The 19,799-nt window shown below is 35.7% G+C and carries 14 protein-coding genes; 10 read left to right on the top strand and 4 right to left on the bottom strand.

All coding sequences use genetic code 11. The features are described from left to right. The first annotated feature begins 92 nt into the window (after nucleotides 1-92). Complete coding sequence (locus MJG50_RS02445; RefSeq protein WP_240252424.1) at nucleotides 93-2,783, top strand: S-layer homology domain-containing protein; 2,691 nt, start codon at nucleotides 93-95, stop codon at nucleotides 2,781-2,783. A gap of 163 nt (nucleotides 2,784-2,946) precedes the next feature. On the opposite strand, the gene MJG50_RS02440 is transcribed toward MJG50_RS02445, so the two are convergent. From MJG50_RS02440 to MJG50_RS02430, 3 genes are all read right to left on the bottom strand, one after another. Continuing rightward, on the bottom strand, nucleotides 2,947-3,942 hold the full coding sequence (locus MJG50_RS02440) for a lytic polysaccharide monooxygenase (RefSeq protein WP_240252423.1): 996 nt from the start codon (nucleotides 3,940-3,942) through the stop codon (nucleotides 2,947-2,949). A 404-nt stretch (nucleotides 3,943-4,346) separates the two neighbouring features. Then, nucleotides 4,347-5,198, bottom strand: coding sequence for a hypothetical protein (locus tag MJG50_RS02435; protein ID WP_240252422.1), 852 nt, complete (start codon nucleotides 5,196-5,198; stop codon nucleotides 4,347-4,349). A gap of 28 nt (nucleotides 5,199-5,226) precedes the next feature. Continuing rightward, a complete protein-coding gene (locus MJG50_RS02430; protein WP_240252421.1) occupies nucleotides 5,227-6,132 on the bottom strand; it encodes an HD-GYP domain-containing protein in 906 nt (301 codons plus the stop codon). A 281-nt stretch (nucleotides 6,133-6,413) separates the two neighbouring features. On the opposite strand from MJG50_RS02430, the gene MJG50_RS02425 reads away from it, so the two are divergent. From MJG50_RS02425 to MJG50_RS02390, 8 genes are all read left to right on the top strand, one after another. After that, entirely contained in the window at nucleotides 6,414-7,454 is a 1,041-nt protein-coding gene (locus tag MJG50_RS02425; RefSeq protein ID WP_240252420.1) for a LacI family DNA-binding transcriptional regulator, read from the top strand. 194 nt (nucleotides 7,455-7,648) lie between these two features. Further along, nucleotides 7,649-10,039, top strand: a complete 2,391-nt coding sequence (locus tag MJG50_RS02420; RefSeq protein WP_240252419.1) for a glycoside hydrolase family 31 protein — start codon at nucleotides 7,649-7,651, stop codon at nucleotides 10,037-10,039. Between the two features lie 41 nt (nucleotides 10,040-10,080). Further along, on the top strand, nucleotides 10,081-11,358 hold the full coding sequence (locus tag MJG50_RS02415) for an ABC transporter substrate-binding protein (RefSeq protein ID WP_240252418.1): 1,278 nt from the start codon (nucleotides 10,081-10,083) through the stop codon (nucleotides 11,356-11,358). A 105-nt stretch (nucleotides 11,359-11,463) separates the two neighbouring features. Next, nucleotides 11,464-12,327, top strand: a complete 864-nt coding sequence (locus MJG50_RS02410) for a carbohydrate ABC transporter permease (protein ID WP_240252417.1) — start codon at nucleotides 11,464-11,466, stop codon at nucleotides 12,325-12,327. Further along, nucleotides 12,327-13,148: a carbohydrate ABC transporter permease gene (locus MJG50_RS02405; protein ID WP_240252416.1), complete on the top strand. Its 822-nt coding sequence runs from the start codon at nucleotides 12,327-12,329 to the stop codon at nucleotides 13,146-13,148. The genes MJG50_RS02410 and MJG50_RS02405 overlap by 1 nt, the downstream gene beginning before the upstream one ends. Nucleotides 13,149-13,321: 173 nt before the next feature. After that, nucleotides 13,322-13,693, top strand: a complete 372-nt coding sequence (locus MJG50_RS02400; RefSeq protein WP_240252415.1) for an ArsR/SmtB family transcription factor — start codon at nucleotides 13,322-13,324, stop codon at nucleotides 13,691-13,693. Continuing rightward, the gene (locus tag MJG50_RS02395; RefSeq protein ID WP_240252414.1) at nucleotides 13,683-15,797 is read left to right on the top strand and encodes a heavy metal translocating P-type ATPase; all 2,115 of its coding nucleotides are present in this window, start codon (nucleotides 13,683-13,685) and stop codon (nucleotides 15,795-15,797) included. Before MJG50_RS02400 ends, MJG50_RS02395 begins: the two co-directional genes overlap by 11 nt. A gap of 128 nt (nucleotides 15,798-15,925) precedes the next feature. Next, entirely contained in the window at nucleotides 15,926-17,182 is a 1,257-nt protein-coding gene (locus tag MJG50_RS02390) for a Gfo/Idh/MocA family protein (protein ID WP_240252413.1), read from the top strand. Nucleotides 17,183-17,294: 112 nt separating this feature from the next. Here MJG50_RS02390 and MJG50_RS02385 read toward each other — a convergent pair whose 3' ends face one another. Continuing rightward, nucleotides 17,295-18,152, bottom strand: a complete 858-nt coding sequence (locus MJG50_RS02385) for a helix-turn-helix transcriptional regulator (RefSeq protein WP_240252412.1) — start codon at nucleotides 18,150-18,152, stop codon at nucleotides 17,295-17,297. Between the two features lie 167 nt (nucleotides 18,153-18,319). Between MJG50_RS02385 and MJG50_RS02380 the strand changes: the two genes are divergently transcribed. Continuing rightward, nucleotides 18,320-19,654, top strand: a complete 1,335-nt coding sequence (locus tag MJG50_RS02380; protein WP_240252411.1) for a carbohydrate ABC transporter substrate-binding protein — start codon at nucleotides 18,320-18,322, stop codon at nucleotides 19,652-19,654. The last annotated feature ends 145 nt before the right edge of the window (nucleotides 19,655-19,799 follow it).

The following is a 19,799-nucleotide window of genomic DNA, read 5'->3' as shown; positions in this document are numbered from 1 at the left end:
AAAATGGAAATAAGCCCATGAATATTACAATGAATCCCTTTTAAAATTCGATTAATATAATTAATTGAAGTAAAGATGAGAGGGAGCCAACTGTGAGAAAGTATCTTAGTATTATCTGTATAATCGTTTTAGGACTTGGTTTAACAAATTCATTAATGTTTGAAAAAGTCCATGCAGCTACGAAATCAACTAATTCATACACTATTACTGATATGAGAAGTAATAATTTTGGTTTTTATGAAATAAATGACTTTATAGCATCAGATTCCATTGATGGTTTTGTTGATACAAAGTCTGGAAAATTGAGCTTTAAACCAAATGATAAAGTCACTCGGGCACAATTTGCAAAATTATTACTGAGTGCAATGGGAATTACACCACAAAAAGTGGATCAGAAATTCAGTGATGTGTCACCAAATAAGTGGTATGCCGATTATATAAATACTGCACAAAAACTTGACATCATCTCTGGGTATAAAGATGGTAAGTTTAAACCAAGTGAAAATATTACACGAGGTCAGATTGCAGCAATGATCGTTCGTGCGTTTGATAAAACAGTTGATTTTCCGGAAACTTCTATTCAACAGTTTCCAGATGTTTCAAGCAAGACTACATTTGCAAAAGAAATTAATCAGGCCGCTTCTTTAAAAATCATAAGCGGGTATGGGGATGGGCAATTCAAATCTGCTAATCTAGCCACTCGTTCCCAAGCAGTAGTTATGATTTATAGAGCTTTATCAGATGAAAAGCCTAGCAAGGCATCCAATCAAGTTGTAGAAAATGTGGTTATGAATTATGTAGATGACGTAGAGAGTACTTTTACGTCAACTGGTATTGAAACACCCCCATTAACAAAGGTCTATAATAAGTACGGAAGTGAATATTTTAATCTATTTTCACTTCAACGGGTAGAGAATACAAAGAACCAAATCCAACATAATAGCAAACTATTATTGAAGGATAGTGAGAGAAAGACTAACGTACTATTTCTCTCAGACCGCTATGCAGAGATTTTAGTTTCAAATGCTTCAACTCCCGAGATTACAACTAATGATGGGAAAGTAGTAAAACTTGAAAATTTAAATGCAAATGGTCTGTATTTCTTAAAAAATACAGCTAACGGTTGGAAAATCTATAATTATAGTGCAGCTTCAGATGGGATCTCCTCCCCACGCACTAACAAATCATCAAATGTAGAAAATAATACTACATTGAAGGATATTATTAGTAAGGAAAAAAGTGTTGTAACACTTGTCTCATATGATGATTTCGGTCAACCAGTTAGTCAAGGTAGTGGTTTTATAGTAAGTGACCGTTTGATTGCTTCGAATTATCATGTAGTCGAAGGATCAAAAAGGGTAGAAGCAATACTACAATCAGGTGAAGAAATTGAAATTGAGGGAATAGTGGAATATGATGTTGACTCTGATCTTGTTTTATTAAAATCGAAAAGCGTATTAAAAGAAACACCACTCAAGCTAGGTTCTTATCAAATGGTTGAAAAAGGTGATTCTGTTGTAGCGATTGGAAATCCTGAAGGTTTAACAAACACTGTTTCTAATGGAATTGTCAGTGGTTTAAGAGATTTTATGATTAATAATAAAACTTACCACTTAATACAATTCACAGCACCTATCACATTTGGAAGTTCAGGTGGCCCTTTATTTAATATGGATGGTTACGTGGTGGGGTTAACCTCTATGGGATATGACTCTGGAAATTTAAATTTCGCGATTGCAATTGATGGAGTGAAAAATTGGCTTCAAAAATATCAATCTGTTGCTGGAAACAATATACCAGTAAAAAATCCTGAACAAAGTGATAGTTCGGAAAACAATAATTCACCATCTGATCAGGAATATACTATATCAAATATAGATTCACTTAGAATCAGTGGAATAGACATGGCAGATAGTCTTATCGACCCCAATAAGCCTTATATTTATATGATTGATAAAACAAGCCGAGAGTTACTCATCATTAATTATGTGAATAAAGAAAAAAGCATTGTGCCATTAAATTATGAGCCTTCTGGCTTATCACTTTCTGAAGATGGTAGAAAGCTTTTTATTGTAAATCGAAAGACTAAGTTTTTGCTTTCTATTTATAATCTTGAAAAAAATGAAATGGAAACACACTTAGAATATGAGATATTAGACTACACTCATGATGATAATGTACATCGCCATGTGTATGAACGTGATAATAAAATTTTTGTAGTTATTGGTACATGGGCACCAAAACTAATAGCTTTTAACGCAGTAACTTATCAACCTATTGAGATTCCAAATATTGAAGGTGTCGGTTCAATGGTTTTTTCAAATGACAACAAACACTTTTACTATTGGTACCAATATGGTTGGAGCGCAGGATGGGCAGCAAGCTATATCATGAAATATTCGATAGATGGTAACAATCTAATTGAAGATGGTAGAGCGGATGTTGACTATCCATATTTAACCAGGGATCCGCTAGATTCACCGATAATCTTGCTTGAAGACAAAAATTTGCTTATCTCTAAAGCATGTATTTTCGATTCTGGAGATTTATCCCTATTGAATATATTCCCTGAACCAATCTATGCAGCATCATCTGATTTAAATATTGTAGTTGGGAAAAATGGAGCTTATAGACTTCACAATACATTAAAAGTAGAAGCAAAAGCATTCAATTTCACAGGTTATGATATTCAAAAAATGGATTTCAAACAAAATGAACTGCTTATTTTTAATAAGCAGGGGAGCGATATTGTAATTCAACGAATTAAAATTGTAAAAAAGTAAATGTTGAAGGGCACAACTAGCTATTATCAGCTAGCTGTGCTTTTTTTGGCAGTTAAGAAAGTATAAATACTTTCTTACTGCATAAGTGCAACTAAGGCAATTCGCCTAAAGGCTTGGCGAATGCCAAGTTTTCTAATGCGCTAATGCTTAAATGGTGGGAACCTTAGTTAATAGCCTGCCAGACAGCACTAGAACTTGGTGTTTCACCAAGAGTCCACCACTGGGCTTTGTAAACGATCCCATTATATGTTACTTGGTCTCCACTAACGTATGCTTTCTTGGAGTCCCAAGCAGCAATAGCTCCGTTATCTCCATCAGTGCCACCGTTGTTGTCACCATCTCCACCACCGTTGTCACTTCCGCTTACTAATGCCCAAACCTGAGAATTGCCCGGTTGTTCATTTTGTGTCCACCACTTAGCTTCATAAATGGCCCCATTATAAGAAACACGATCTCCATTTAGATAGACAGCTGATGGGCTCCACTCAGCAACATTACCGTCGCCATCGCCATCGCCATCACCGTCGCCATCACCATCTCCATCGCCTGGAGGAATAAAACCACCGTCAAAATTCGCATCAATTACATTATAAAATGCGTTTGCAGTATCATAAACTTCCCAATAAGCGAGGATTACGTGATAGCCAGTTCTTTCAGGTACAACACAATTGTGACTAACACTGAAATCTGGTCGTTTACCACCGTCATTGATGGTACAGAATAGCTCCAAATCAGAACGTTTCAATGGTGAATTAGGGTCCCAGCCCTCTTTAGTTATATAATAATCCCATTTATCTGTTGCATGAGCAGCTGTTAAAGTCCAAGTAAATGTATTGGCACCACTTGTCATAGGTACCTTCGCCCAACGAGTTGCTGTTTGTGCATCCAACTCTGGGAAAGCACCGTTTGCACTAGCAATCTTCCCATCGGCAGCACCAGCACTTGGGAAATTACCAGGTGCTTCCAAGCTGTGTGGTTCATAGACAATAGCACCGCAATTTTTATTTACCCCCTCTTTACAAAGCAAAGCTCTACTCTTTGGACCATCTACATAACCATGTGCAGATGCTTTAGTTGTAAAAACCATCATGAGTGCAAGCGCTAACAAAGTTCCTAATAAAACATATAACGTTTTTGATGATGTAGCTTTTAATTCCAATGTGAACACTCCTTAACAAATTTATATTTTTATAGGTTAGACATCCAAAACTCTAGTGGACTATACCCCCTTTCATAAAAAGTAACTAACCTATCTATCTCATGAAACCATATAACGTTATAATATTCAATATAATTTCTGAAAATTCGGTAATCTAAATCAATCGTCCTAGTTTAATTTATTTAGTGATGCTAATTATTGTAAAAAATGCCATACTTACTTACTAATATCTGATAGTGATTTTAAGGGCTTAAGAAAGAATGTAGTTTAGAACATGCAAAAGGGACGGCCAATCCGCTTCAATAGTGCGGGAAGGACGCCCCTTTGTTTATTTCTTATACAAATCGTTCAATTTATAAATTTGTTTTTTCCATATCAATTGTGAAGCAAAATAAACTTTCACATTATGTGGATGGGCCGTTATTCAAATTTTTACTGATGATTTCAGTTAATAATACTGAAAGAATGGATATTAATACATAATATGATGTATCCCACCAAACTAGGCTATGTAGGATTCCTATCTTTTTAAGTAGTATATTGGCAAAAAGCATGGTGAAGGGAGTTAAAATATATTTTCCCCATTTCCGTCTATGATGGAATAATCTTGTAATTGCAACATAGAAAAGGCTTGAACATAAATAAAATAAAGCAGCAAAAGCTACTGTATCCCTTGAACGATCCATAAACCAGCCGAAATCATAATACCGATTGGAGAATATCATAATCGGTGTAAATTGAAATGAGCCTGAGAAAGGGCTAATAATTAGAAATAAACAGATTGCATGAAGGATTCCTTCTAATGGATGGGCCATTTTTTTGTATAAAAACTTCGCTGAATAAAAATAGAAGGGAAGTCCCATTGAAGTATAACCAATTTTCCACCAATGGTGTTTATAAATATCCACCCTTAGGAACAACCACTCAATCCCAGCAAATAAGGCAACAGTACATAAAATCCACACCCAATTTTTACGGAAAGCTGCTAAATAGGTAGCTGCCACAGGTAATGATAATGCATTTGAAACGATAGCTCCCAAAGTACTATCATAGATCGGATCTCGTTTGATAATGTTTGGGTAATATTGATAGCTATTCAACAAATTAAAAATGACTGCCTCAATCAGATAACCAAGCCCGACCATTGCAAAAAAGGTTAGTAATCCTTGTCTAACTCCTATTTTATAACATACATATATTAAAAGAATGATACTAATGATGGCTAATCCGAGATAATATAAAAAATTGGTATTCATGAGTACGCCCCCTTACTGCTCCTATTTTTTACTTTTGTTGTTCAAATAAACTAAGAAAAATATCAACAATGTTAGGGTCAAATTGGGAACCTTTATTTTTGCGAATTTCAGTAAGAATATTGTCAAGGTCAAGTTCATCTCGGTAAACTCTTTTGGATGACATTGCATCAAAAGTATCAGCTAGTGCTACAATTCGAGCGATTAAGGGAATATCATCACCTTTTAATCCAGATGGATAACCTTTACCGTCGTATCTTTCATGATGATATAATACAATATCTAACACACCGTTTTCTTTAAAACTTGAAATGTGGTTAATCATTTCATACCCAATAACTGGATGTGATTTAATTATATCGTATTCTTCATTAGTTAATTTCGCTGGTTTTTTCAATATAAACTCAGGGATGCCAATTTTTCCAATATCATGAAGCAACCCACCAATCCGAATAACATTGCACAAATCTTGTGGGAGTTTCATCTTTCTAGCTATTTTGACTGCATAATTTGCAACATTTTCCGAATGATGTAATGTAGATGCATCTCTAGAATCCAAAGCATTGGCTAGAGCCTTTGTTAACTCTACATTATCTTCTTTTACCTTTTGAGCATACTTCATTAATCCTACAGAAATAAATGTTATTAAGAGGTATGTAAAGAAATAGATGAGAAACGCTACATAACTGGATAATGGATCCGGAATCAGAAAAAATCTAGCTAATACTATTAAAAAAGTTACAAAAATAATAAACAAAGCAGATCGGTTATAAAATCCAATTCCAAAAAAAATTGCGCAAAAGATATAAAGAATATAATAGTTACTTTCGTTTTCAGGAATAAGCCCATTTGAGAAGAGACATATACAAGAAAGAATATAGAATCCGTATTGAAAATAAACAGGATGATTAAGCCAACGAAAAAATCGATTAGACATAGTGCCTCCGTATTAACAGACAATTTAGTTTTGAAAAGAATTTACCATTATCCTTTATATTATTTGCTAAAAATTCCATAATAACCTCTTACTCTTATATTTGTTGGCTTAAATAAATTTACAATTGGTGCAAATACTTATAAAATATCATTACCAGTTATGTTGAAATAATGGTTAAGTTAAGAGGTTAGGGACTCTCACCCCTATTTTTGGAAAATAGAGACCTTTTTTAAATAAATGGAACAACAACTCAAGATTAAGCCAGCTTTTTAAGAAAGGAGATGGTTATTATTGTTACTTTGAAGGATATTGCAAAAGAAGCAAATGTAAGTGTGATGACAGTTTCTAATGTTATTCATAAGCGTAAAGCAAAGGTTTCTGAAAAGACGGAAAAGAAGATACTAGAAATTATAAAAAAGTATAATTATACGCCTAATATGAGTGCTAGATCATTGGTTAATAATTCTTCGAAGCTTATTGCATTTATTTTATACCAGAATCGAAAAGATGAAAGAAATCTATTTGAAAACCCATTTAATACAGAGGTACTTGCGGGGGTTGATGAGGTTTTAAAGGAAAATGACTATTATTTATTAGTCCAATCTGTATCAACCTTAGAGGAAATCTATTTAATAATTAAAACCTGGCGAGCTGCAGGTGTGATTATTTTGGGAATCCTTCCAAATGAGGTAAGTCATCTAAAGGGAAATATTGATACCCCTGTCGTGTTAATAGATACTATTATACCGAATGAAGCTGGAAGTATTTATACCGTTGGAATTGATGATAGGGATGGCTTCAGAATTGCAACTGAGCATTTAATTGCTAATGGACATAGAGATATTGGCTTTGTGTCATATTCACGAATTCTAGGTGGTGTTGACGAGCAGCGCTATCTTGGCTACGTAGATGTACTTGAAGCACATGGCATTGAGATTATTGATGACAGGATATTTCGGTATAATAAAGATGAAATGAACATGGACGAATTTTGTAATGAAATAGCAAAAAAGAAGAATTTGATTACAGGGCTAGTATTTACTGCAGATTTTTTAGCGATTGAAGTGATGAACTCGTTAAGAAGCAAAGGAATTACAATACCAGATGAGATTTCAGTTGTAGGATTTGATAATCTATCTATTTCTAAATTTGTGACACCTAAATTAACTACTGTCCATCAAGATATTACAACAAAAGGGAAGGAAGCAGCTAATATCCTGTTAGAAGTATTTAAGGAAAATGAATCTGATAGAAGTGGGATTAAATTACCAGTTCAATTAGTAGAAAGAGAATCAGTAAAAAATATTGAATTTGAAAAGTGAGTATGTTATTATACTTTTAGTTTAACGTTAAACTCTTCAGCTGAATAAAATTCTCTCCCTTATTTTTTTGTATATTAGGTTTAACGATAAACCTAATGGATTCATTGGAGTTTAGGGAGAAATGTTGGTTGGCTCTTTTTAAATTTAGATTATTTATGGAAAGTTGAAAGCGTCAACAGGAGAGGAGAATTAAGGTGCCTGTTAATATAGACATGCTTACATTAAGCCCTAAAGCACATGAAGCTACGCTTGTGCAGGGCGATCATTATCGCTTTACAGTCTTGACAGAACAATTAATACGAATTGAGTATTCTGAACAAGGTGTTTTTGAGGATAGGGCTACTCAATCAATCATCAATCGGCATTTTCCAATACCAGAATTTGAGGTCATTAGAAAAGAGGGTTTATTAGAAATTATCACAAAGCATCTTCATCTGTATTATACGTATGGTCCATTTTCAAAGTCATCGTTAAGAATTGATGTGAAAAATAATTATAGTTTGTACTCCAATAGATGGTATTACGGTGATGCATTTGAAACATTAAAAGGGACAGTACGGACACTTGACCATCAGGATGGTGCGGTGGAACTTGAAGAGGGAATTCAATCACATAATGGTTTTTCAGTTATAGATGACTCTAAGTCTAGCATTCTAGTTGATGAAGAAACGATAGTACCAAGAGTACATGATCAGATTGATTTTTACTTTTTTGCTTATGGAAGAGAATATAAGGATGCTTTAAGAGATTTCTATAAACTTACTGGAGTTACACCACTTCTCCCTAGGTACATACTTGGGAATTGGTGGAGTCGATATTGGAAATATACAGAGACCGAGTATAAGGAATTATTTCAACGTTTTCAGAAGGAAGATGTTCCGTTCTCATTAAGTGTTATTGATATGGACTGGCATATGGTTGATATTCCGGAGAAATATGGTAGTGGTTGGACAGGATATACCTGGAATAAGGAATTATTTCCTGATCCTACTCGCTTCTTAGAGTGGCTAAAAGAGCAAGAATTGAGAGTCACATTAAATGTTCACCCTGCAGATGGAGTAAGGGCACATGAAGAGATGTATGTACCGATGGCAAAGGAATTAGGCATTGATTATAATGCTGAGCACCCAATCTCATTTGATATTACCGATAAGAAATTTAGGGATGCGTATTTTAAATATTTACATCGTCCAGAAGAAGAACGTGGTGTTAGTTTCTGGTGGCTTGATTGGCAGCAAGGTACAACGACAAAGGTTGCTGGGCTAGATCCTTTATGGTTGCTCAATCATTATCATGCCCTTGACCAGGTGAAACAAGGGAAACGCCCACTCATTCTATCAAGATATGCCGGAATAGGAAGTCATCGTTATCCTGTGGGATTCTCAGGGGATACAATCATCACATGGGATTCCCTTCGTTTCCAGCCATTTTTTACTTCTACAGCAACGAATGTGGGGTATACATGGTGGAGCCATGATATTGGGGGACATTATAAAGGCTATAAAGATGATGAATTAAGCCTAAGATGGATGCAATTTGGAGTATTCAGCCCAATTATGCGTTTGCATAGTACGAACAGTCCATTTAACGGCAAAGAGCCTTGGCGTTTCCAAGAAGGTATCGGGGATATTATGAAGCAGTACTTGCGCCTTCGTCATGAATTAATTCCGTATCTGTATACGATGAATTGGCGTACTCATCAAAATAATCACCCGTTGATCATGCCAATGTACTATGAATATCCAATGGAAAACAATGCGTATGATGCACCACATCAGTACTTCTTTGGAAGCGAATTAATTGTGATTCCAGTAACTGAAAAGCTGGATTATGATTTGCAAAAAGCTCCAGTTGACGTTTGGTTACCGGAAGGGCAATGGATCGATTTCTTCAGTGGACGAATCTATACAGGTGGTAAAAAGTTAAGGGTATTCAGAGGATTGGATACAATACCGGTCTTTGCAAAAGAAGGTGCGATTGTCCCAATGGCGAAGCATGTGTCACATTCGAATTCTGTGGATAATCCAACTGCTTTATCAATTCTTGTTTTTCCAGGTAAATCGAATGCGTTTGAATTATATGAAGATGATGGTGAATCATTTGCTTATCAAGATGGGAAATATGCTGTAACGAAGATGCAATTGGATTGGGAGAATCAGAAGTTTGTTTTCTTCCCAGCTGAAGGCGATCGCTCGGTCATTCCAGAAAATAGAGAGTTGAATATAAGCTTCAAAGGTTTTACCGATATGAAGAAGATTGCAGTCCGAATGGATGGACAAGAAATTGACTTTGTTAATAGCTACAATCGTGAAACAAATACATGTACAGTGAAGATCATGAATTATGATACACGATCTATGCTAGAGATCATGCTTCTAGATGAAGTCCTAATCCAAGAGTTTAATCAATACGAAGAAGCTATTTTTGACTTATTAAATAAAGCACAAATTTCTTTCGAATTGAAGGATATGCTTTATCAATTAATTAAGCAAGGTAAGAATAAGTTTGATTTATTAATAGAGTTACGAACAATGAAGATAGATGAAAATTTATACGATGCAATATTAGAAAATCTGATTGATTAAATACTTAAATTTAGAATATTAGATTCCAGAGGAGGATTACCATGAAAAAAGGTTTAATGGTTGTATTATCTTTTTTAGTTGTTATTTCACTAGCACTTGTTGGATGTTCAAAGGATAAAGGTTCAGAGAATGCTGATGAAACAGTTGTTAATCTTTTTAATATGAAAGTTGAAACAAAGGAACAAATGGACGATTTAGTTGCGAAATATGAAAAGGAAAATCCAGGAGTGAAAATCAATGTAACGACTGTTGGTGCTGGACAAGATGGAGCAACTGCTCTAAACGCGAAATTTGCTTCCGGTGAAGAACCATCAATCTTTTTATTAGGTGGATTACCAGATACTCAAAAATTCAAAGATAAATTAGCTGATGTATCTGATATGAAGGCAGCAAAAGCTGCAATTGATGGAACATTAGAAGGAGCAACAATCGATGGTGTTCCTTATGGTTTACCGATGAATATCGAAGGATTCGGATGGATGATTAATAAGGATCTATTTGAGAAAGCGGGAATTGATGTAACATCTATTAAAACATATGAAGATTTTAACAAAGCTGTAGATACGCTTGAAAGTAAAAAAGACGAACTTGGCCTTGAGGCTGTATTTGCTTTCAGTGCGAAAGAAGATTGGGTAGTTAATCAGTTCTCTAACCATTTTAGTGCACCTGAGTATAATCAAAGCATCATTTCAGCTTTTGAGTCAAAAGAAATCAATTACAAATTTGGTGATCGTATGAAAGAGTATACAGATCTTATGAACAAGCACAATGTTCAACCAATTTTATCAGTTGATTACAGTACTTCAGTTGAAGAGTTATTTGCAAATGAAAAAGTAGCAATTGTCCATCAAGGAAACTGGATTGTTCCTACTCTTGATAGCTTGAACCCAGAATTCTCTCAAACGAAATTAGGAATCCTACCTTTCTTTGTTGAAAGTGATACTGAAGGGAAAATTAGTGCAGGGCCTTCATGGTACTGGGGAATTAATAAAACATTAGATGAAAAAGTTGTTAAAGAAGCGAAGAATTTCCTAGATTGGATGTATACTTCTGACGAAGGTAAAAAGGCATTAACTGAAGAATTCCAATTCATCCCTTCATACGAAGGATATGACGTAGAGAGTATTAAGGATCCTGTATCAAAAGAGGTCTACAATGCATTATTGGATGGTAAAACTTCAGCATGGGCAATGAATCAATATCCAAGTGGATGGTATTCAGCTTCGTTATTCCCTGAGTTTCAAAAATATCTAAATGGTGATATTACTTGGGAGCAGTTTACAACTAATACTTCTAAACAATACAAGGAAATGCGATAAATACAGAATGATAGAGTAGTGTGAAAAGGTAGGGATAGAGATTGCTTTGCTTTCTATCCCTATTTTTTATGAAAATTCATTAACTGTAAACGAGGAGGAAACAATATGAACAACAAAAGCCTTTCTTACTGGGTCTTCTTAGCGCCATGTCTATTAGCTTTGTTTCTTGTTCTCATATTACCGTTAGCATATGGTGTCTATTATTCATTCACCGATTTTAACGGATTTACAATCAATACATTTGTAGGATTAGATAATTATACAAAGTTATTTAGTGACACACAGTTCCTTAAAAGTCTTTGGTTTACTGCAAAATTTTCGGTTGTTGCAGTTATTGGTGTTAATATAATCGGAATGGCATTGGCCCTTTTAGTAACGCAAAAAATGGGTAAATTGAGTACAGTCTTTCGAACAATCTATTTTATGCCCAATCTAATTGGGGGGATTGTATTAGGATTCATCTGGCAGTTTGTCTTTATTAAAGCATTCACTGCTATTGGAGAAATGACAGGGATTGAGCTGTTTAATGGATGGTTAGCATCTGAAGCAACTGGATTCTGGGGACTAGTCATTCTATTTCTATGGCAGATGAGTGGCTATATCATGATTATTTATATCTCATTCTTAAATAATATTCCCCATGAATTGATGGAAGCCGCTGAAATTGATGGCGCTAGTGCTTGGCAAAAATTTTGGAAAATCAAGTTTCCTTTAATCGCTCCTGCGTTTACGATTAGTTTATTCTTAACTCTATCAAACGCATTCAAAGTCTATGACCAGAACTTAGCTTTAACCGCGGGCGGACCGTTTGGTTCAACTGAAATGGCTGCCATGAATATTTATAATACAGCTTTTAAAATTCAAGATATGGGATATGCCCAATCAAAGGCGATCATCTTCCTATTTATAATTGCTTTAATTTCAGTGATTCAAATATACGTCACTAGAAAGAGGGAAACAGACCTATGATGAACTCAAAAAGAAAATCCATCTACCTAATTGGACTAATAGGGATTGTTACCTCTCTCGTATGGCTATATCCATTCTATCTAATAATCGTGAACTCGATTAAAACAAAGGCGGAAATCTTTACAAATACTCTCAAGTGGCCGAAAGCATTAACATGGGATAATTACCCAACGGCATTCGAGAGTCTAGATTTTGTGCATAGTTTTTTTAACTCGATTCTCATTACTGCCCTAAGTATTCTCTTAATTGTCATTTGTACGTCAATGGGAGCATATGCACTTTCACGGAATAAGAGCAAATTAAGTTCATCTATCTATTTTATCTTCGCAATTGTTATGTTAATTCCATTTCAATCAATTATGATTCCATTAATTATGATTTTTGGAAAAGTAGAGATGCTTAATCGTGCTGGTTTAATGTTTATGTATCTTGGGTTTGGATCAAGTATTGCAGTCTTCTTATACTACGGTGCGTTAAGAGCGATTCCTATTTCATTAGATGAAGCGGCAACGATTGATGGTGCTAATCGCTTCCAAATTTTTAGACATATCATTTTTCCAATGTTGAAACCGACAACAGTAACAGTGATCATATTAAATGCAATCTGGATCTGGAATGACTATCTATTGCCTTCGCTTGTAATTAATAAAGAGGGAATGTATACTATCCCATTGAAAATGTTCTATTTTTTCGGAGAGTATTCGAAGCAATGGCATTTAGCTTTGGCAGGATTAGTAATTGCTATAGTACCGATAATACTCTTATATATGTTCCTACAAAAACATATTATTAAAGGGATATCTGAGGGAGCTACGAAGTAATGTGGGCAATTTCAACATAATAGGATATAAAAGGTGCGTGAGGGAAATCAATTAGACCCTTCACGCACCTTTTTTGTGATGAGTATGATTCACATTCAAATATAGGTTTGAATAATTAGAATTTATCGATTATAATATATTCAAATGTATATTTGAATGAGGCGGGGAGAATATTGAGTAAAAAGGATACATGTGAGATTTATAGTTACGATGAAGAAAAAGTAAATCGAGCCCAAGGAGAAATAGATAAGATTGATATTGGCCACATCGCAAAAATTTTTAAAGCGATTGGTGATGAAAATCGTGCTAAAATTGCGTATGCTCTTTGCCAGGAAGATGAATTATGTGTTTGTGATATAGCTAATATATTGGGGTCATCTGTAGCTACAGCTTCTCATCATCTTCGTACTCTCAATAGGCTCTCAATTTTGAAGTATCGAAAAGAGGGTAAATTGGCATTTTATTCATTAGATGATGATCATATAAAACAGTTAATCCTACTTGCATTGGAACATAGTCAGGAGGTTAAGTCAGATGTCCTCTGAACAACAAATGAAAACGTATCGGATACAAGGATTAAGTTGTACGAGTTGTGCAGCAAAGTTTGAAAAAAATGTGAAGGAGCTTCATGGTGTCCAAGATGCGAAATTGAATTTTGGAGCTTCAAAGATTGTAGTAACGGGAGATACAACGATTGCAGAATTAGAAAAAGCAGGCTCTTTTGATAATTTGAAGATACGAAATGAACGTGAACAAGCTGTTAAACAACAACCATTTTGGAAACAAAAAGAGAGCATAAAGGTATATATATCTACTGTCCTTGTACTGATAAGTTGGTTGTTAACAAATCAATATGAAGAAGGAAGCCTTATCCCGACAATCGGTTATGGTTTAGCGATTATAATTGGGGGCTATACCCTCTTTATTGAAGGGTTAAAAAACTTAGTTAAATTAAAATTTGATATGAACACATTAATGACAGTTGCGGTTATTGGAGCCGCAGCTATAGGTGAATGGAGTGAAGGGGCAACTGTTGTTATTTTATTTGCGATTAGTGAAGTACTAGAAAGATATTCGATGGATAAAGCACGTAACTCGATAGAATCATTAATGGAAATTGCCCCTAAGGAAGCACTGATACGAAGAGGAAATGATGAAATTACAGTTCATGTTGATAACATTCAGGTTGGCGATATCATGATCGTGAAGCCGGGTCAAAAGCTTGCGATGGATGGAGTTGTTGTAAAAGGTACATCAACAATCAACCAAGCTGCCATTACAGGTGAATCGGTTCCAGTTAGCAAATCAATCGATGAAGAAGTATATGCGGGAACACTTAACGAAGATGGATTATTAGAAGTACGTGTGACAAAACGAGTAGAAGATACAACACTTGCGAAAATTATCCACTTAGTTGAGGAAGCACAGGCTGAAAAAGCTCCTTCCCAAGCGTTTGTCGATAAGTTTGCAAAATACTATACACCGGCAATTATCGTACTTGCAATACTAATTATTGTTATTCCCCCTTTATTTTTAAATGGAGATTGGTATGAATGGATTTACCGTGGGTTGGCTGTTCTTGTAGTTGGTTGTCCATGTGCATTAGTTGTTTCAACACCAGTTGCGATTGTAACTGCAATAGGGAATGCGGCAAAACATGGTGTCCTAATAAAGGGTGGCATTCATCTTGAAGAAGCGGGAACATTAAAGGTAATCGCATTTGACAAAACAGGTACACTTACTAAAGGAATCCCATCAGTAACAGATACAATTTTTTATAAAAGTGATGAACAAAAAGTAATGACAATTACCGCTGCTATTGAAAAAGGTTCACAGCATCCGCTTGCTTCAGCAATTATAAGGAAAGCGGAGAAAGAGAATTCTCCATTCAAAGATGTCAATGTTGAGAACTTCCAGTCAATCACTGGAAAAGGGGTTAGAGCAGATGTTGACGGGGTCACATATTATGTTGGTAGCCCAAAATTATTTGCGGAATTATATAGTGTAGAGGATAAAATAAAACAACAGATTTTGCAATTACAAGAGCAAGGAAAGACCGTAATGATTGTAGGAACAGAAATAGAGATTCTATCTCTAATTGCAGTTGCCGATAAGGTGAGAGAAAGTTCCAAAGATGTTATCGAGAAGCTCCATAAAATTGGTATCGAAAAAACTGTCATGTTAACCGGAGATAACTATGGAACGGCTCGAGCGATTGGAAAGGAACTTGGTGTTAAGGAAATTAAGGCAGACCTTCTTCCTGAACATAAATTAACCTATATTAAAAATCTACAAGAGAAGTACAACAAGGTAGCGATGGTTGGTGACGGAGTAAATGATGCACCAGCACTTGCAACCGCAACAATAGGGATCGCAATGGGTGGTGCAGGAACAGACACAGCACTTGAAACAGCAGACATTGCTTTAATGTCTGATGATTTACGAAAACTTCCGTATACCATTAAACTTAGTAGAAAAGCATTAACCATAATAAAACAAAACATTAGTTTCTCACTTGGAATTAAATTACTCGCCCTGTTATTGATCGTACCTGGATGGTTAACACTATGGCTAGCAATCTTCGCAGACATGGGAGCAACCATCATTGTAACACTTAACAGTTTGAGATTATTACGGGTGAAGGAATAGTGACCACAGGGACGGTTCTACTGGTTCGTTACGGACAAGGGAACCGTTTCTTTGTATTCCCTATCTCCCTATATTCTTGCGTTAATTTCAGACTATAGGTAATATTGAATAAAAAAAGGATTGGTTCGATGAAACAGAAAACAGCGGTTGTCATTGGAGCGGGTGATCGTGGTGCGAGAGCATATGCACCATATGCCTTAGAATATCCACACGAGCTGAAAGTTGTTGGAGTGGCTGAGCCGAATGATGAAAGAAGAAGTAGATTCAGAGATACATATAGCATTCCATCTAAAAATTGTTTTGAGTCATGGGAAGACATGATGAAATCCGGGAAACTAGCGGATATTGCGATCGTCTGTACATTGGACCGATATCATTTCGAACCAACAGTGAAAGCTCTTGAACTTGGTTATCATGTTCTTCTTGAGAAACCAATGTCACCTGATCCTAAGGAATGTATTGAAATGGAACGTGTTGCAAGGGAATGTAATCGACAATTGACGATTTGTCACGTATTACGTTATACAGATTTTTGGTCAACCATTAAGAAAGTGATATCCGAAGGGAAAATTGGTGATATTGTCTCACTCCAGTTAAATGAAAATGTTGAAGTGATGCATATGTCACACAGCTTTGTTAGGGGAAATTGGAATAATAAAGAAGCGTCTAGTCCGATGATTTTACAAAAATCATGTCATGATATGGATATTATCAGTTATGTGATGGGCAAAAAATGTGAGCGCGTTAGCTCGTATGGGTCACTGATGCATTTTCGGAAAGAGAATGCCCCTGATGGTGCTCCACAAAGATGTTTAGATGGTTGTCCTGCAGAGCATGTGTGCCCGTTTCATGCTGGAAGATATTATCTTGGTGAAGGTAAAGGATGGGCAAAGAAATTTACCGAGGATCATTCCCGCGAAGGGATTATCAAGGCATTGAATGAAACCCCCTATGGAAAATGTGTGTATCAGTCAGACAATAATGTCGTCGATCACCAAGTCGTAAATATGGAGTTTGAGGATGGTGCAACTGCAACATTTAGTATGTGCGGTTTTACTCGTGAGCAAACTCGCATCGTGCAAATTATGGGAACAAAGGGTGAGATACGTGGAAAAATGGATGAAAATAGTATCTCAATTTATGACTTTTTAACAAAGCATGAAACAGTGATTAACCTCTCCATTCCAGTAGGTGGACATGGCGGCGGGGACCTCGGAATAATAAGATCCTTCTTACGAGATTTAGAGAGTGATGGAGAAAAAGAAAGCAAGTCGTCAGCCTCTGTCTCATTAAGAAGCCATCTTATGGCATTTGCTGCAGAAGAATCAAGGTTGAATAAAGGTGAATCTATTAATCTGGATGAGTTTTACGAGCAGTTTTGCTAGATGAGTGAAGCATGGTAATTCACAATAAAATCAGGGTAAGAAATCACTGCGATTTCATACCCATTTTTCATTATGAAATACTGTTTTACACCTTAAAAAGAATCCGTGATCCTCATTTGGTGCGTTTCTTTTTTTTGTGATTGGTGTTGGTTTTATTTCGGTATTGCGATGGTGTTTCATTCATTACACGCTTGAAAGATTGGGCAAAGAAAGATTGTGATGAGAAACCGGTCATCGATGATATATCAGAGATTGGGAAGTTTGTAGTCTCTAACAATATTTTACTTTCTCTAATCCGTGTTTGAATCAAATATTCAATTGGTGAGATACCTACTAGTTTTTTGAATGAATGGGCCAGATAATACTTATTGATATGACTCGCTTCAGCTAGAATAGATAGATTAAGATCTTCACGGAAATGTTTTTTGATGTGATTTTTAACAAATGCGATGTCCTTTGAAATCTTTTCAGATGTCGACTTCTCTAGAGTAAATGATTTTCGACGAATCATTTTTTGTAGTAAAATTTCAACAATATTTTGGACAATTAATTCATATCCTGGTTCTTGTCTGCGCAATTCGTTTATTAACTGCTGAAGGTAAAAAAGATAGAGCTCCTTCTCACCGTGAAAGTTGAAAAAAGTAACTTGTGTATTTACATCTTCCTGTGATGTGAATGCAAGATCTTGGAGGCCAAGGACAATATATTCGAGGCCATCCCCATGAGTTGATTTTTCTGTATGTTCGATATTTGGGTTGATAATAATTAAATCATGTTCAGTGAGGGGAACCTCGTTATTTGAAAAGATAAACGTTCCCTTGCCCTTCGTAACGAATAGAATTTCCGTAAAGTGATGGGTATGGTTAATACTATGCCAATCACGATCGTACTTGGCTTCAGTTACATATAGAATTTTAACTGGTAAACTATTACGTTGGGAAGCCGGTACTTCAAAAACCTCATTTGACAATTGATTTCCCCCTAACATAACCTTTCGTATAGTATAAATCTTTTAGTGAGATTTTTTCAATGGATAGCAAGATACCTAAAAAACAGAACAAGATGTTTATTGTGAAAGCGCTTTTCGAGTCGGTATACTGTAGCTATAAATAGAAGTTAAATGAGGGGGAGAGAAAAATGAAAAAGAAGCTAATGATGGCTGGTACAATTGCAATGTTATCACTAGGGTTAATGGCTTGTCAGAGTGATGCCAACAAAACCCAAAGAGATTCGGAGGATGGAAAGAAGACAACATTACAGATAGCCGCTTTAGAATCTGCTTATGGTAAGGATATGTGGACGAAGCTTGCTGATGCATATGAAGATGCTAACCCTGATGTGAAAGTAGAATTAACGGTTGATAAAAATATTGAAGAGGTTATCAGCCCTAACATGAAAGCAGGAAACTATCCCGATGTTGTACTGGTTGCAACGGGACGAAAGTTAGCATTAACAGAAACCTTAATTAAAGATAAAGCATTAGAGGATATTACAGATGTCCTTGATATGAACGTGTATGGCGAAGATGTAAAAGTGAAAGATAAGTTAATTCCTGGTTTCACTGATACACTTGCAACTAACCCATACAATGATGGAAAGACCTACCTAGCACCAATGTTCTATAGTCCAACAGGCTTATTCTATAACGCTGGATTGTTGGAGGAAAAGGGCTGGGAAGTTCCGAAGACTTGGGATGAAATGTGGGAATTAGGTGAAAAGGCAAAGGAAGAAGGGATCGCATTATTTACGTATCCAACAACTGGCTACTTTGATGCATTTACGTATTCTCTACTTTTATCAGCAGGTGGACCTGATTTCTATAACAAAGCAATGACTTATGAAGATGGCATTTGGGAAACACCTGAAGCAACTAAAGTTTTTGAAACGGTTGATAAGTTAGCGAAATATACAGAGAAGACAACTGTAGCAAATGCGAATGACCAAGATTTCCGCAAAAATCAACAATTAATCTTGGATAATAAGGCAATTTTTATGCCAAATGGTACTTGGGTAGTTGGTGAAATGGCAGATGCACCAAGAGCTGAAGGCTTCGAATGGGGTATGACAGCATTGCCGGCAGTTGAAACTGGCGGAGACAGCTATGCATTTACATTCTTTGAGCAAATGTGGATTCCATCTCAAGCTAAAAATAAAGATGCAGCAAAGGATTTCCTCACATTTGTTTATTCTGATAAAGCTGCTGGTATTTTTGCTGAATCAAATGCAATTCAACCTATTCAAGGTATGACTGAAAAATTAACTGGTGATAACCAATTATTCTATAGTATCTATGATAATGGAGCAAAAGCAGGTATGGGTGGATTTGCTGCAACTGAGGCAGTAGAAGGTGTAAGCATGGCAGATACATTATTTGGAACAGTAAACAGTATTGTATCTGGAGATAAATCAGTTGACGAATGGCAAAAGGCAGTAGAAGAAGTAAGCGACAAATTACGCGCTGCTCTAAAATAAAGATGCATTTATACTTATAAGAGTTAAAACGGTGAGTACCTTTTCTCACCGTTCTCTTATTATCCGAGGTGAAACAAGTGAGCAAGAAGGCACAAAAGCGTTTTTTTATATTTGTTTGTACAACACCCGCATTAATTCTATTAAC

Source organism: Fredinandcohnia quinoae, assembly GCF_022427965.1.
Taxonomy (GTDB): Bacteria; Bacillota; Bacilli; order Bacillales; family Bacillaceae_L; genus Ferdinandcohnia; species Ferdinandcohnia quinoae.
Note: the sequence above shows the minus strand (reverse complement) of the source record. Positions and strands in the feature narration are given on the sequence as shown.

Bases quoted from the DNA above. Each gene is read 5' to 3' on its own strand.
- MJG50_RS02430 (WP_240252421.1), bottom strand. From the start codon at position 6,132: ATGTCTAATCGATTTTTTCGTTGGCTTAATCATCCTGTTTATTTTCAA.
- MJG50_RS02405 (WP_240252416.1), top strand. From the start codon at position 12,327: ATGAACTCAAAAAGAAAATCCATCTACCTAATTGGACTAATAGGGATT.
- MJG50_RS02410 (WP_240252417.1), top strand. From the start codon at position 11,464: ATGAACAACAAAAGCCTTTCTTACTGGGTCTTCTTAGCGCCATGTCTA.
- MJG50_RS02390 (WP_240252413.1), top strand. From the start codon at position 15,926: ATGAAACAGAAAACAGCGGTTGTCATTGGAGCGGGTGATCGTGGTGCG.
- MJG50_RS02415 (WP_240252418.1), top strand. From the start codon at position 10,081: ATGAAAAAAGGTTTAATGGTTGTATTATCTTTTTTAGTTGTTATTTCA.
- MJG50_RS02380 (WP_240252411.1), top strand. From the start codon at position 18,320: ATGAAAAAGAAGCTAATGATGGCTGGTACAATTGCAATGTTATCACTA.
- MJG50_RS02425 (WP_240252420.1), top strand. From the start codon at position 6,414: ATGGTTATTATTGTTACTTTGAAGGATATTGCAAAAGAAGCAAATGTA.
- MJG50_RS02435 (WP_240252422.1), bottom strand. From the start codon at position 5,198: ATGAATACCAATTTTTTATATTATCTCGGATTAGCCATCATTAGTATC.
- MJG50_RS02395 (WP_240252414.1), top strand. From the start codon at position 13,683: ATGTCCTCTGAACAACAAATGAAAACGTATCGGATACAAGGATTAAGT.